This window comes from Lentzea sp. NBRC 102530 (assembly GCF_030269365.1).
GTDB lineage: Bacteria > Actinomycetota > Actinomycetes > Mycobacteriales > Pseudonocardiaceae > Lentzea.
Window position 1 is genome coordinate 543,454 of sequence record NZ_BSTF01000003.1, and the last position, 14,064, is coordinate 557,517.

14 protein-coding genes and 1 pseudogene are annotated in these 14,064 nt (G+C 67.8%); 8 read left to right on the plus strand and 7 right to left on the minus strand.

Annotated elements, in window-relative coordinates:
* Positions 1-3: 3 nt before the first annotated feature.
* Together QSK25_RS10255 and QSK25_RS10260 are read right to left on the minus strand one after the other, a co-directional pair.
* A complete protein-coding gene (locus QSK25_RS10255) occupies positions 4-576 on the minus strand; it encodes a PIN domain-containing protein (RefSeq protein WP_285637020.1) in 573 nt (190 codons plus the stop codon).
* 3 nt (positions 577-579) lie between these two features.
* A complete protein-coding gene (locus QSK25_RS10260; protein ID WP_285637021.1) occupies positions 580-1,071 on the minus strand; it encodes a helix-turn-helix domain-containing protein in 492 nt (163 codons plus the stop codon).
* A 91-nt stretch (positions 1,072-1,162) separates the two neighbouring features.
* Between QSK25_RS10260 and QSK25_RS10265 the strand changes: the two genes are divergently transcribed.
* The 4 genes from QSK25_RS10265 to QSK25_RS10280 all read left to right on the plus strand — a co-directional run bounded on the left by QSK25_RS10265 (position 1,163) and on the right by QSK25_RS10280 (position 6,247).
* Complete coding sequence (locus QSK25_RS10265) at positions 1,163-2,983, plus strand: NHL domain-containing thioredoxin family protein (protein WP_285637022.1); 1,821 nt, start codon at positions 1,163-1,165, stop codon at positions 2,981-2,983.
* A gap of 36 nt (positions 2,984-3,019) precedes the next feature.
* A complete protein-coding gene (locus QSK25_RS10270; RefSeq protein ID WP_089919073.1) occupies positions 3,020-3,313 on the plus strand; it encodes a GroES family chaperonin in 294 nt (97 codons plus the stop codon).
* Between the two features lie 337 nt (positions 3,314-3,650).
* On the plus strand, positions 3,651-5,408 hold the full coding sequence (locus QSK25_RS10275) for a VanW family protein (protein WP_502881827.1): 1,758 nt from the start codon (positions 3,651-3,653) through the stop codon (positions 5,406-5,408).
* A gap of 110 nt (positions 5,409-5,518) precedes the next feature.
* Positions 5,519-6,247: a DUF1206 domain-containing protein gene (locus tag QSK25_RS10280; RefSeq protein ID WP_285637023.1), complete on the plus strand. Its 729-nt coding sequence runs from the start codon at positions 5,519-5,521 to the stop codon at positions 6,245-6,247.
* Here QSK25_RS10280 and QSK25_RS10285 read toward each other — a convergent pair.
* Positions 6,211-6,657, minus strand: coding sequence for a hypothetical protein (locus QSK25_RS10285; RefSeq protein ID WP_285637024.1), 447 nt, complete (start codon positions 6,655-6,657; stop codon positions 6,211-6,213). The genes QSK25_RS10280 and QSK25_RS10285 overlap by 37 nt on opposite strands.
* Positions 6,658-6,876: 219 nt before the next feature.
* Between QSK25_RS10285 and QSK25_RS10290 the strand changes: the two are divergent.
* Positions 6,877-7,065: pseudogene (locus QSK25_RS10290) on the plus strand (Cmx/CmrA family chloramphenicol efflux MFS transporter); the annotation flags it as partial.
* Between the two features lie 67 nt (positions 7,066-7,132).
* Here the strand turns inward: QSK25_RS10290 and QSK25_RS10295 are convergent.
* Together QSK25_RS10295 and QSK25_RS10300 are read right to left on the minus strand one after the other, a co-directional pair.
* Positions 7,133-8,968: an acyl-CoA dehydrogenase gene (locus tag QSK25_RS10295; protein WP_285637612.1), complete on the minus strand. Its 1,836-nt coding sequence runs from the start codon at positions 8,966-8,968 to the stop codon at positions 7,133-7,135.
* 151 nt (positions 8,969-9,119) lie between these two features.
* The gene (locus tag QSK25_RS10300; protein ID WP_285637027.1) at positions 9,120-10,157 is read right to left on the minus strand and encodes an FAD-dependent oxidoreductase; all 1,038 of its coding nucleotides are present in this window, start codon (positions 10,155-10,157) and stop codon (positions 9,120-9,122) included.
* Between the two features lie 82 nt (positions 10,158-10,239).
* Between QSK25_RS10300 and QSK25_RS10305 the strand changes: the two genes are divergently transcribed.
* On the plus strand, positions 10,240-10,818 hold the full coding sequence (locus tag QSK25_RS10305; protein WP_285637029.1) for a TetR/AcrR family transcriptional regulator: 579 nt from the start codon (positions 10,240-10,242) through the stop codon (positions 10,816-10,818).
* Here the strand turns inward: QSK25_RS10305 and QSK25_RS10310 are convergent.
* Entirely contained in the window at positions 10,780-11,418 is a 639-nt protein-coding gene (locus QSK25_RS10310) for a response regulator transcription factor (RefSeq protein WP_285637031.1), read from the minus strand. The two genes, QSK25_RS10305 and QSK25_RS10310, sit on opposite strands and share 39 nt — an antisense overlap.
* 282 nt (positions 11,419-11,700) lie before the next feature.
* Between QSK25_RS10310 and QSK25_RS10315 the strand changes: the two genes are divergently transcribed.
* Positions 11,701-13,209: a sodium:solute symporter family protein gene (locus QSK25_RS10315; protein ID WP_285637034.1), complete on the plus strand. Its 1,509-nt coding sequence runs from the start codon at positions 11,701-11,703 to the stop codon at positions 13,207-13,209.
* Here the strand turns inward: QSK25_RS10315 and QSK25_RS10320 are convergent.
* Complete coding sequence (locus tag QSK25_RS10320) at positions 13,169-13,531, minus strand: hypothetical protein (RefSeq protein ID WP_285637036.1); 363 nt, start codon at positions 13,529-13,531, stop codon at positions 13,169-13,171. The genes QSK25_RS10315 and QSK25_RS10320 overlap by 41 nt on opposite strands.
* Positions 13,532-13,647: 116 nt before the next feature.
* On the opposite strand from QSK25_RS10320, the gene QSK25_RS10325 reads away from it, so the two are divergent.
* Positions 13,648-14,064: a hypothetical protein gene (locus tag QSK25_RS10325; RefSeq protein WP_285637038.1), complete on the plus strand. Its 417-nt coding sequence runs from the start codon at positions 13,648-13,650 to the stop codon at positions 14,062-14,064.

The following is a 14,064-nucleotide window of genomic DNA, read 5'->3' on the forward strand; positions in this document are numbered from 1 at the left end:
AGGTCACCTTCTCCAAGTGCCGAACGCGCTGGCGCTGCGGAGCGCTTCGGCGAATCCGTTGCAGCGGTGACCCTCGTTGGCCAGGATGTCGAGCAGGTCGTCGACGGTGCGCGGTGCTCGTCTGTACCGAGACACCTGTCGCCGGAGCGCTGCGATCACCAGTTCAGGGGCGAGATCGAGTTGATCGAGCAGGAACTCGTCCTGGTGCAGCACTTCGATGTCAAAGCTGCTGACGGCAGCAGCCGGGAAGTCCTTCAGGTTCTCGGTGATCAGCAACTCGGCTCCGCCGCACACGGCTGCCGCGAGAACGTGCCGATCCTTGGGATCGTTCTCCATCGCCTCGACGAGGTGCTGATACCCGGTCACCTCGGCGTCGGGAAAGTGTCGTCGCATCTGCCCAAGCCTGTGAGCCACCTGGTGTTCGGAGGCGCCTCGTTTGCGCAAGTTCCGATCGAGCTCGGCCAGCACGTCGGTGGACCAGAGCGGACGATAGACGCCGCACTCGCTGATCGTCAGCAGCGTGTCGCACAGGTAGGGCTTGAGAAGGACGCACGTGTCGATGAAGACGGGAAGCACTGATCACCTGAGGTCGTCGTTCGTCGGCAACCGTTCGAACGGCGTCTCAAACGGGAGGTCGTAGAGGCCGCTGTCCTCACCGTCACGGACCATCTCGTCCAGTCCTGCGGCGCGTGCTCTGCGGGAACGGTCCTGGTAGGCGAGGAGATCCGCCAAACGGACTCGGCGATGCCTGTTGGGCTGTTCATACGGGATCTCGCCCGCTTCCAGCAGTCGCACCAAGGTCGGCCTGGAAATGCCCAGCAGGTGTGCGGCTTCGCTGGTGGTGAGAATGGTGTGCTGAGGGGCAACCGTGATCGCCAAGCCCCGCGACATCGCGAACACGACGTCCCGCAGCACGTCGAAGATCTCCGGTGGTAGCGGGAGATGAGTGCCATCGGGTGCGACGAGTGCGGCGGTCTCGTTCCCTGAGCGAGTCAGCGCGGCAACCCACGCGGACAAGCTCTCCGGCCGCGCCGGGGGCAGCACCGTTCGCTCACTCGCGCCTGCCGTCATGTGGTCATGCTAGCTCAAAACGAACAAAACGAAAGCAGTCCACCTGATGGACGCCGGAACAGCGTGACCGTCCACGGTGTTGGATACGGCCGTGACGACTGCCAAGCGCCGTGCCCGTGTCCGTGCTCCCGAACTGGCCGGACGCGGCTGGCTGAACACCGGTGGCGAGAAGGTCAGCCTCAAGGACCTGCGCGGCAAGATCGTGCTGCTCGACTTCTGGACCTTCTGCTGCATCAACTGCCTGCACGTCCTCGACGAGCTTCGCCCGCTCGAGAAGGAGTTCGAGGACGTCCTCGTCACCATCGGCGTGCATTCGCCGAAGTTCGTGCACGAGGCCGACCCCGAGGCGCTCAAGGCCGCCGTCGAGCGCTACGAGGTGCACCACCCGGTCCTGGACGACCCGGAGCTCGGCATGTGGGAGCAGTACGCCGTCAAGGCGTGGCCGACGCTGACGCTGATCGACCCCGAGGGGTACGTCGTGCACGTCGCCGCTGGTGAGGGGCACGTCGAGGCGCTCAGGACGATCATCGGCGAGCTCGTCGAGGAGCACGACGCGAAGGGCACGCTCCACCGCGGCAGCGGTCCGTACCAGGCTCCGGAACCGCAGAACACCACGCTGCGGTTCCCGGCCAAGGCGATCGTCACGCCGAGCGGCACCATCCTGGTCAGCGACTCGGCCCATCACAGCATCGTGGAGCTGGAGGCGGACGGCGAGACGGTCGTCCGCCGCATCGGCACCGGTGAACGAGGCCGGGAGGACGGCCTGAACCCGTCCTTCTCCGAGCCCGCGGGCCTCACCCTGGTCCCGAACACGCACGGCTACGACGTGGTCGTCGCGGACACGGTCAACCACCTGCTCAGAGGCCTGAACCTCGACACGGGCGAGGTCACGACCCTCGCGGGCACCGGCGAGCAGTGGCGCGACGGCGAGACGGACGGGCCGGCCGACAAGATCGAGCTGACCAGCCCGTGGGACGTCGCGTGGTGGAACGGCGGCGTCGCCATCGCCATGGCCGGCAACCACACGCTGAGCTTCTTCGACCCCGGGACGAACACCGTCGAGCGCCTCGCCGGCACGACCGTCGAGGGCATCAACGACGGGCCGGCGGACGGCGCCTTCTTCGCGCAGACCTCCGGGCTGGCCGCGGACGGCGAACGGCTCTGGATGGTCGACTCCGAGACCAGCGCGTTGCGGTACCTGGAGAACGGCGAGGTCACCACGGTCGTCGGCAAGGGGCTGTTCGCGTTCGGGCACAAGGACGGTGACGCCGGCGAGGCGTTGCTCCAGCACCCGCTGGGCGTCACGGTGCTCAAGGACCACTCGGTCGCCATCAGCGACACCTACAACAACGCGATCCGCCGGTTCGACCCCGAGACGAACACGCTCACGACCATCGCCACGGACATCGCCGAGCCGTCCGACGCCCTCGTCGTCGACGGCGAACTCGTCGTGGTCGCGAGCGCCGCGCACCGCCTCGAACGGTTCGCCGCCACGGCCGTCAAGGTCGACGGCGAGGCCCACGAGGTCAAGCGGCCGTCGACCGACATCGCCGCGGGCAGCTTCGAGCTCGCGGTCGTCTTCACGCCGCCGACCGGCACCAAGCTGGACGAGCGGTACGGGCCGTCGACCCGCCTGGAGATCACCAGCTCACCGCCCGAGCTGATCCTCGAGGGCGCGGGGGTCGGCACCGAACTGGTACGCGCGTTGCGGATCAACGATCAGGTCACGAACGGCGTGCTGCACGTCGTGGCGCAGGCCGCCAGTTGTAGTGACGATCCGGCCGACGAGCACCCCGTCTGCCGCCTGACCAGGCAGGACTGGGGTGTGCCCGTTCGAGTCGTTGCCGATGCACCTACCCGGCTCCCGCTGCTCATGGGCGGCATGGACGAGGAGGGTCGGCAAGCCACGTAGACTCCCGGGGTGCCTGATGTCAAGCTAGAGATCCAGATGCTGTACGACCGTGTCATGGTCCGCATCTCGCCGGAGGACGGCGAGCGGCGCTCCAGCGGAGGCATCGTGATCCCCGCTACGGCCCAGATGGCGAAGCGGTTGGCGTGGGGTGATGTGTTCGGAGTCGGTACCAGCGTGCGCCACGTGAAGGTCGGCGACCGGGTGATGTTCAACCCGGAAGATCAGCTTGAGGTCGAGGTGCAGGGCACCACGTATCTCGTGATGAGGGAACGCGATCTGCACGCGGTTGCGACTGAGCTCACCGAGCACGGTACTGGTCTGTACCTATGAGCCGCCGGTTCGTGATCTGCGCCTGATAGCTACACACATATGCCACCTCAGGAGAGACAGGGCAACGGGGAGAGCTGTGCCGTACGACGCTGACAAGACGAGAGCGATGCCTCCGGTGGGTCCCGGCGGCACGTCCTCGGAGCAGACGACCAAGATGTCGCCGGTCCAGGTGGACGCCTCGACCGAGGCGTGGCCGTCTGAGGAGCCGGACGCGAACGAGCCGACCGTCACCGCGGCCGTGCCCGGTGTCGGTTTCCCGGCCGGCGAGGACGCCACCGAGTACATGAGGCCGGTGGCGCCGCCCGAACCGCCGACGCAGCAGGTGCCGCCGCCGCAGATGCCCGAGGACTCCAGCGTCTACGGGCCCGTGATGATCGAACCGGGTGAGGACGAGGCGAAGCCGGGGTTCAACCGGAAGCGCGCGCTGATCGTGGCAGCGGCCGTGGTCGGCGCGTTCGGCCTGCTCTACGGCCTCGACATCCTCGTGTCGAGCGGCAACGTGCCGCGCGGCGTGACGGTGGCGGGCGTCGACGTCGGCGGCCTCAGCCACTCCGAGGCCGAGAAGAAGCTCCGCGACGAGATCGGCCCGCGCCTCGACAAGCCCGTGGCCCTCAAGGCCGGTGACGTCACGGCCGAGCTCGACCCCAAGGCGGCGGGTCTGGAGCTCGACTGGAACGCGACGATCGATCGTGCCGGCAGCCAGCCGCTCAGCCCGTTCACGCGCGTCACCTCGTTCTTCACCAGCCGCGAGGTCGGTGTCGCCACGAAGGCGGACGACACGAAGGTCTCCGGCGCGCTCGAGGCCCTGCGCCCCAAGCTCGACCACGAGCCGATCGAGGGCACCATCAAGTTCGAGGGCGCCACCCCCGTCGCCGTCGAGCCGCACGCGGGCCAGAAGCTCAAGACCGAGGACGCCACCGGCGCGGTCGTCGCCAACTGGGCGTCCGGCGGTCCCGTCGACGTCCCGATGGACTTCACCCCGGTCAAGACGACCAAGGAGGGCGTCGAGAAGGCGCTCAACGACATCGTCAAGACCGCCGTCTCCGGCCCCGTCGTCATCAAGGGCGAGGGCAAGGACGCGACGCTCACGCCGGAGATGATCGGCGCCACGCTGGCGTTCGCGCCGGCCGACGACGGCTCGCTGGCGGTCACGCCGAACAAGGACAAGCTCGCCGAGGTCACGACGCCGCAGCTCAAGGACACGATCAAGGAGGGCAAGGACGCCGAGATCGTGTTCGAGGGCGGCAAGCCCACCGTCAAGCCCTCGGTGGACGGCCTCGACCTCGACTGGGACAAGAACCTCCAGCCGTACTTCGACACGCTGAAGAAGACCGACGGCCGCGAGATCAAGTTCGAGTACAAGCACACGCCCGCGAAGGTCACCACCGAGCAGGCGAACAAGATGGGCATCAAGGAGGTCATCGGCGAGTTCTCGACCGGTGGCTTCGCCCCCGCCTCGGGCGTCAACATCCGGGTCGTGGCCGAGAAGGTCAACGGCGCGATCGTGAAGCCCAAGGAGACGTTCAGTCTCAACAAGTACACGGGTCCGCGCGGCACCGCGCAGGGCTACGTCGAGGCGGGCATCATCGAGAACGGCATCCCCGGCATGGCGGTCGGCGGTGGCATCTCGCAGTTCGCGACCACCCTCTACAACGCGTACTACTACGCGGGCATGAAGGACGCGGGCCACAAGGAGCACAGCTACTGGATCACCCGGTACCCGAAGGGCCGCGAGGCCACGGTGTTCATGGACGGCAACGGCAACAGCCTGATCGACATCGCCTTCACGAACCCGGACGACACGGGCATCGCGATCCAGACGATCTGGACCGGCTCCTCGATCACGATCAAGCTCTGGGGCACCAAGAACTACGACGTGACCGGCTCCACCAGCGGTGACTTCAACCCGACCCAGCCGCAGGAGAAGAAGGTCAGCAAGGCGGGCTGCACGCCGAGCAACGGTGCTCCCGGCTTCTCGGTGACCGACACCCGCACGATCACGGACCGCCGCACCGGCCAGTCGCGCAGCGAGTCGCGCACGGTCCGCTACGACCCGCAGTTCAAGATCATCTGTGAGCCGCCGCCCGGAGGCTGACACAAATGCTGGTTCAACAGTGGCCACGCGCGGGTATTCACCCGTTCGTGGCCACTGTTGCGCATGAGGCGAGAAGACACCCCGTCGTCCAGACGCTGGGGCGCGCGGGGATGGTTTTGTACGGGGTCGTGCACGTCCTGGTGGCGTGGCTCGCGATCCAGGTCGCGTTCGGTGACTCCGAACAGGCCGACTCGAAAGGCGCGGTGAGCGACATCGCGCAGGGCGGCGTGTGGTTGCTGTGGGCGCTGGGCATCGGCCTGGTGTTCTTCGCGCTCTGGCAGCTGCTGCTCGCGTTCGTCGGTTACACCTACATCGGCAAGAAGCGGAAGCGCATCTCGAAGCGCATCGGCTCCGCCGCCCGCGCCGTCACGGCGACCGGTATCGCGCTGGGTGCGTTCAAGTACGCCACCGGCTCCGGCGGGGGCGGTGACCAGAACCAGCAGCAGCAGGAACTCACGGCGCAGGTGCTCGCGTTGCCCGCCGGGCAGTTCCTCGTCGGCGCCGTCGCGATCGGCATCCTCGCCATCGCCGGCGTGATCATCTACAAGGGCATCAAGAAGTCCTTCGAGAAGGACCTCGACATGGGCAAGGCGCCCAAGTGGATCGAACCGGTCGGCAGGATCGGCTGGATCGGCAAGGGTGCCGCGTACGGCGTGATCGGTGTCCTCGTCGGACTGGCCGCGATCAACGCGGACCCCCAGCAGTCCGGTGGCATGGACAAGGCCCTGAAAACGTTGGCAGCACAGCCTTACGGCATGTTCCTGCTGTCCGCCGTGGCGATCGGCATCGCCGCGTTCGGCGTCTACTGCTTCGCGGCGGCCCGCGCGCTCAAGGAGTGATGCCGGTCCGCGGCCGTCTGCGCCGCCACCGTCATCGACGACAGCACCTGACCCGGCGCGACGTAGAAGACGTTGGGGCTGCTGACGTCCGGGCCCCAGCCGGGCCCGCCCCGCAACAGCAGGAGGTCGCCGGGACTCGTGGTCATCCCCTCGAACCACGAGTCCTGCGCGACCCCGGTCCGTTCCCACACGATCCTGGCCTTCGTGCCGCGCTTGGCCCTCTGGTACACCTCGGCGACCCGCGCCAGCTCCGCCTCGGGCGAGACCTCGCGCAGCTCGTCCATGTGCCGCCGGTACATGAACCACAGCTCGTCCTGGCGCACGTGCCGGTTCTTCAGGCGGCGCAGGACGACCACCGCGAGCGCCACGACACCGACGCTCGCGCACGAGATCAGCAGCTCCAGGAACACCGGCCAATCTTTGATTCCGAACGAGGAGCTGTCAACTGACAACGAAATCAGGATGCGTGATGTGAGTCGCTCACGCTGACGTCCGCCTGACGTCGAGTCCTGAGGCGAGCAGGTCCGGGTCTGCGGTCCAGCCGTCGGCCCCGAAACCCGCAGCGCTTGTGCACCTTTCCCTGTCTCTGCTCGCCCTTGTGTCTGGCAATGGGCAGTTCCGAATTCGTGCTCGGCGGGCCGCTCGTGCTCGCCGGGTGGCTTGGCCTGGACCTGCTCGTGACCGGGCCGATCTCGTTGCTCCGCCTGGTGTTCGTGCTCGGCGCCTCGTCGTTCGCGACCGGAGCACTCACGATGGCCGGCTCCTACGCCACGGCGGCGTTCAACATCGGCGCCGCACTCGGGCCGGTGCTGCTCGCCTGACAACTGAAAACGGGTCCTGTCACCTCGGGCAGGAGGTGACAGGACCCGTAGTCCGTTGTGGCGCTTAGAAAACGCTCTCGTCGATGTCCATCAGCGCGTTGTCCGTGGACTCGGCGATCTTGCGACGCGAGCTGAGCTCCGGCAGCACGTTCTTCGCGAAGAACGACGCGACGGCGATCTTGCCCTCGTAGAACGCCTTGTCCTTGGCGGACGGGGCGCCGTCGAGCTTCTGCAGCGCGACCTCGGCCTGGCGCAGCAGCAGCCAGCCGACGAGGACGTCACCCGCGGTCATCAGCAGGCGGACCGAGTTCTGGCCCACCTTGTAGAGGTTGCGGACGTCCTCCTGCGACGAGGTCAGGAAGCCGACCAGGGCGCCGAGCATGCCCTGCAGGTCCTCGAGACCCTGCTTGAGCAGCGCGCGCTCTTCCTTCAGCCGGCCGTTGCCGCCCTCGTTGTCGAGGAACGACTGGATCTCGCCGTTGATGAACGCGAGCGCCTGGCCCTTGTCGCGGATGATCTTCCGGAAGAAGAAGTCCAGCGACTGGATGGCCGTGGTGCCCTCGTACAACGAGTCGATCTTCGAGTCCCGGATGTACTGCTCGATCGGGTACTCCTGCAGGAAGCCCGAACCGCCGAGCGTCTGCAGCGACTGCGCGAGCTGCTCGTACGCGCGCTCGGAGCCGACGCCCTTGACGATCGGCAGCAGCAGGTCGTTGACCTGGGCCGCGAGCTTGGCGTCGTCGCCGCCGAGCATCACCTTGTCCTGGAACGTCGCGGTGTAGAGGTACACCGCGCGCAGGCCCTCCGCGTACGCCTTCTGCAGCATCAGGCTGCGGCGGACGTCCGGGTGGTTGGTGATCGTGACGCGCGGGGCGGTCTTGTCCGTCATGCGCGTGAGGTCGGCGGACTGGACGCGCTCCTTGGCGTAGGACAGCGCGTTCAGGTAGCCGGTCGACAGCGTCGCGATGGCCTTCGTGCCGACCATCATGCGCGCGTACTCGATGACGTCGAACATCTGCGCGATGCCGTCGTGCACCTCGCCCAGCAGCCAGCCCTTGGCGGGCGTGCCGTGCTGGCCGAACGTCAGCTCGCACGTGGTGGACGCCTTGATGCCCATCTTGTGCTCGACGTTGGTGACGAAGGCGCCGTTGCGCTCGCCCAGCTCACCGGTCTGCGGGTCGAAGTGGAACTTCGGCACGAGGAACAGCGACAGGCCCTTGGTGCCGGCCTTCGCCTCGACGCCGTCGCCCTCCGGACGCGCGAGCACCATGTGCATGATGTTCTCGGTCAGGTCCTGGTCGGCGGACGTGATGAAACGCTTCACGCCCTCGATGTGCCAGGAACCGTCGTCCTGCTTGATCGCCTTGGTGCGGCCGGCGCCGACGTCGGAACCGGCGTCCGGCTCGGTCAGCACCATGGTGGCGCCCCAGCCGCGGTCGATCATCAGCTGCGCCCAGTGCTGGTCGCGCTCGGTGCCGTTGTTGTAGACGACCGTCGCGAAGCTCGGGCCCGCGAGGTACATGTAGATCGGCGGGTTGGCGCCCAGGATCATCTCGGACGCGGCCCACGCCACCGAGGGGGGCGTGCCGAAGCCGCCCAGCGCCTCGGGCAGGAACATGCGGTACCACTCGCCGTCCCACACGGCCTTGTACGACTTCTTCAGCGACTCCGGCAGCGTGGCCGAGAAGGTCGCGGGGTCGTACTTCGGCGGGTTGCGGTCGGCGTCGGCGAAGGAGTCCGCGAGCGGACCCTCCGACAGCGTCTTCATCTCGGCCAGAACGCCGCGCGCGGTGTCCTCGTCGGACTGCTCGAACGGCCCCTTGCCGAGGTGGTCCTGCACGTTGAAGACCTCGAACAGGTTGAACTCGAGATCCCGGACGTTGCTCTTGTAGTGGCCCATCTCGTCGCTCACTCCTCAGGGTCGCGGCGCCTTCGCCTTACTGACCGGTAACAACAGAGTATTACCCGGCAGTAACCCCGGCAAGGCCGACCACCCACTGGTGGCGAAGCAGACACTCCTTCAAGCGACCTGAATCGGGCATGAGCGCCGGTCAGACGCGTATCGGGCGCTCGGGGACCATCTCGAGGAGCGCAGGGTTCGTCCGCTCGGCGAAGCCCACGCTGCGCGGCAGCATGACCGATTCGTAGGCCCGCACCCCGTCCCGGACACCGTGCCCGGCGATCGCGAGCGCCAGGTCCGCCGCGTCCTGCATCGCGAGGTTCGCGCCGACGCCCAGCGGCGGCTGGAGGTGGGCGGCGTCGCCGAGCAACGTCACGCCGGGCGTGTTCTCCCAGGTGTGCGGCACCGGCAACGAGTACAGCGGCCGGTGGATCAGGTCGCCGTGCAGGAACGCCGTGAGCGACGGGTGCCAGTCCGCGTAGAGGTCCAGCAGTTCGGCGTTGGAGGGCTTCCAATCCGCACGCGCGCGCAGGCACGCGTACGCGCGGATCTGGTTGCCGCTGTTGCGCTGCGACCAGATCATCAGGCCCTCGCCGTCGGCGACCATCGTGCCCTGGCCGGTGAGTTCCAGCAGTCCTGCGTCGTCGTCGTGCCGGATCTCGACGAACAGCACGCCGGTGTACTCCGGCTGGGCCGGTGAGACCGCCCCGCGCACCCGTGACCAGGCGCCGTCCGCGCCGACGACCAGGTCGAACGTGGCTCGCGAGCCGTCGGCGAAGGTGACCTCGCCGCCGGGTGCGGCAGAGGCGATGCCGAGTCCCCAGGTGACGGTGCCCGGCGTGAGCGAGTCGAGCAGGAGCGTGCGGAGCTGGCCCCGGTCGATCTCCGGCCGGAAGTCGCCCTCCGCCGGTTCGTGCTCGACCAGCGCGGCCGTCACGTGGTCGACCCTGCGCTGCTCCTGGCCCTCGAACCGGGCGAGTGAGCGCCACTGGTCGAACAGGCCGGCGGTGCGGACGGCGAGCTGGCCGCTGTCGGCGTGCAGGTCGATGGTGCCGCCCTGCTGACGGGCCTCCGGCGAGCTCTCCCGCTCGAAGACGGTGACGTCGTCGAAGCCCTGCAGTTGCAGGACGCGGGCGCAGGTGAGGCCGCCGATGCCGGCCCCTGCGATGGCGATGCGCGGTGTGGTCATGCCACCGATGAAAGCGTATTCGCTACAAAAGTGCAATCACTACACTTTTGAAGTGGCTCAACTCGCACGGTAGGATCGAGCGGTGACCGAGCCCGGCCGCCGTGAGCGCAAGAAGCAGCAGACCCGTCAGTCGATCGCCGACGCGGCACTGGAGCTGTTCCTGGCGCGCGGGTTCGACGACGTGGGCGTGAAGGAGGTCGCCGACCGCGCGGACGTGTCGGTGACGACGTTGTTCAAGCACTTCCCGAGCAAGGAGTCGCTGCTCTTCGACGAGGACGCGGAGATGGAGTCGTCGCTGGTCAGGGCGGTGCGGGAACGTCCTGGCGGCCAGTCGGTCCCGGAGGCGCTGAAGCAGCACTTCGTGGGTGCGGCCCGGGGTCACGCCGACCACCCGTTGTTCGCGTCGTTCGTGCGGCTGGTCGAGAGCACGCCCTCGTTGCGCGCCTACCAGCGCTCGATGTGGACGCGCCACGAGACCGCGCTCGCGCACGCCATCGCGCAGGACATCGGCGCACCGCTGGACGACGTCAGGTGCGCCGGCCTCGCCCGGTTCGCGCTGGAGTCCCGCGACGTGATCTTCGGACGGCCGGACCGCGAGCAGGCGGCGGAGGCGTTGTTCGGGCTACTCGAACGCGGCTGGGCGGCCGATCAGCAGACCTGACCGGTAGGCGAGCGACACCGCGTGCGTGCGGTCCCGTGCGCCGAGCTTGCGCAGGATGCCCTTCACGTGGGTGCGCACGGTCTCGGTCGAGACGACGAGCTCGGCGGCGACCTGCTGGTTCTCCAGACCCTCCGCGATCAGCGTGAGCACCTCGTACTCGCGCTTGGACAGCGTCGGCCGGTCCTTCGGCCGCAGGTCGGGGTGCACGTAGCCGCGCGAACGGCAGGTCTCCGCGATCACCCGCACGATCTGCTCCGGCTGGGCGCTGCGCGGCACGACGCCGCGGACACCCGCCTCTAACGCGGTCGTCACGTAGTTCGCGTGCGAGTGCGCGTCGCGGACGAGCCCGACGACGAGCAACGTCGGGTCGCGGTCGACCAGCAGCCGCGTGACGTGCCCCACGGGGTCGAGCACGGAGTCGATGAGCAGCACGTCCGGGCGGAGTTTCTGCTGGAGGCGCACGGCCGCGTGCGGATCGCCGGTCGCCCCGAGCCAGCGCAGCCCAGGAGTGCGCCTGACCAGTGCGGACAGGCCTTCGCGGTACAGCGGGACCGGATCGATCAGCGCGACGCCGGGGGCAGGCCTGGCGGGCGGGAGCATCAGCACCTCCGTTCGTGCATCCAGAGGAGTGACGCCGTTCCTCCTTCCGCGTGACGCGGAATCAGGCCGGGAATGGGGCCGGGAATGACAATCGGACAAGACGGTTCATGTTCATGAACAAGGGTCACGAATGTGATTCAAGACCGCCGAAACCCTTCCGTTACCCGGCAACCGTCTCGTAAGACCTACGTCACATATCCCGTGCGGGATGTGCCAGGTTCCGCCGCCCCCGAGGCCTGGTGCGCTCTCGCGGGCACACGTGTGTGCACGCAAGGAGGTCACATGGGCACCCTCGATTGGGTCGTGGTTGTCGGCTATTTCTTCGTGATGGTCGCGATCGGGCTCTGGTCGCGCGGGCGAGTCCAGAACATCGCCGACTTCTTCACGGCCGGCGGCAAGATGCCGTGGTGGTTGTCCGGCATCTCCCACCACATGTCGGGCTACAGCGCGGTCATGTTCGTGGCGTTCGCCTCCGAGGCGTACCGGCTCGGGCTGACCGTTTACGTGTGGTGGTCGCTGACCATCGGCATCGGCGTGGGCATCGGTGCGTTCCTGTTCGCGCCGCGGTGGAACCGGCTGCGCTCGAAGCACGACGTCAAGTCACCGCTCGAGTACCTGGCCAAGCGCTACAACCTGCCCACCCAGCAGGTCATGGCCTACGCGGGTGCGCTGCTCAAGGTCGTCGACATCGCCGCCAAGTGGGCGGCCGTCTCGATCCTGCTGCGCGGCTTCGCGGGCGTCCCGATCACCTGGGGCATCATCATCATCGGCCTGGTCACGATGGTGTACTCCGTGCTCGGCGGCCTGTGGGCCGACGCGCTCACCGACTTCGGCCAGTTCATCATCCAGGCCGCTGCGGGCTTCGCGATGCTCTTCGCCGTCGCCGGCACCCTCGGCTGGGACTTCCCGATCACGATCTGGGACAAGCTCCCGGAGAGCCACAGCGACCCGCTCGCCGGTCCGTACACCTCGACGTTCCTGATGGCGCTCTTCCTGATCAAGACCCTCGAGTACAACGGCGGCATGTGGAACCTGGCGCAGCGCTACATGGCCGCGCCGTCCGGCTTCGCGGCCAAGCGGTCCGCGCTGCTCTCGTCCGCGCTGTGGCTCGTGTGGCCGCTCGTGCTGTTCTTCCCGATGTGGGCCGCGCCGCTGATCGTGCCGGGCCTCGAAGGCGCGCAGGCGGAGAACGCCTACATCGAGATGGGCAAGCAGATGCTGCCCGCCGGCATGATCGGCCTGGTGCTGGCGGGTTTCTTCTCGCACACCATGGCCATGGTGTCGTCGGACGCGAACGTCATCGCCGCCGTGATCAACCGCGACATGCTGCCGCACATCTGGAAGAAGGTGAAGACGTTCTCGGCGGACAACCAGCTGTTGCTCGCCCGGATCACGACCTTCACCTTCATCGGCGTCAGCATGATCATCGCGATCGCGTCGGGCGGTCAGGGCTTCGTGCTCAAGGTGGTGGTCGACCTCGTCGCCGCCACGATGGGCCCGATCGCGATCCCGTTGATGCTCGGCCTGCTCCCGTGGTTCCGCAAGATCGGCTCGACCGCGGCGATCGCCTCGGTCGTCGGTGGCCTGGGGATGTGGGCGTTCCTCTACGTCTCGCAGATGAACAAGGCCGAGTGGGTCACCAAGGGCGTGCTGGTGTCGTGGCCGCTGCTGCTGTCGCTGGTGCTCTACCTGGCGATCGGTTTCCTGAAGAAGGAACCGTCCACCGAGCGCGACGCACTGCTCGACTCGCTCAACTCCGATGAGCCGGAACCGGAGAGGGTGAAGGCGTAAGCCTTTCGTTCCGCATGATCCTCGCGGCGGCGCACCCGAACAGGGTCGCCGCCGCGAGCCACACGTAGGGCATCGGCGTGCCGGTGTAGGTGCCGGCACCCGCGGCGAGCACGACGGTCGCGCCGCTCACCACGCCGATCGTCTGGCTCACCGGGAACTCGCTGCGCAGCACGGTCCACACAGCGACGGGCACGAGCAGGAAGCCGTAGGCGAACACCCGCGTCAGCAGGTTGGCGTGGTCGGTGATCTCGTACTGGAGCGCCGGCAACGCGAGCAGGGTCAGCGCCACGCCGAGGGCGAGACCCTTCAGAACGCTCTTCACGCTTTGTCCTTGCCAGGAACGCGTCATGCGGTACAGGACGCACGTGTGGCGCATCGGTTCCGTGGCGTGCGTCATCGTCACGAGACTCTCGACCGCTCCGCATGCACAGTGGATGCATGGGTAAGTGGTCTCCCGCAGACGACGCGGAACTCGCCACCGGCTGGCGGCTCTGGCTGGAGCTCAGCGACCGCGTGTGGCCGGACCCGTCGTGGGACGGCACCCCGGCCGACGCCATCCGCCAGGTCCGCGCACTGCTGACGGCGTGCGAGGAGATCCGCCTCTCCTACCTGGCCGAGACCGCTCGGCCGTCCATCGCCCTGTTGCAACTCCTGCAGTCGATGTCGTTCGTCGCGTCGTTCGCCGTCGACCTGTGGCACGACGACACACACCCGTTGGACGTGGAACGCGCCGAACTCCTGCACGGCGACCTCGCGTCGTTCGCGGAGCACGTGGCCGGAGTGCGCGCGGCCCTGGCCCGCGGGGGCGGCTGGGTGGAACTGGACCGCCGCCCGTGGGGCCTGCCGGTCGACTGA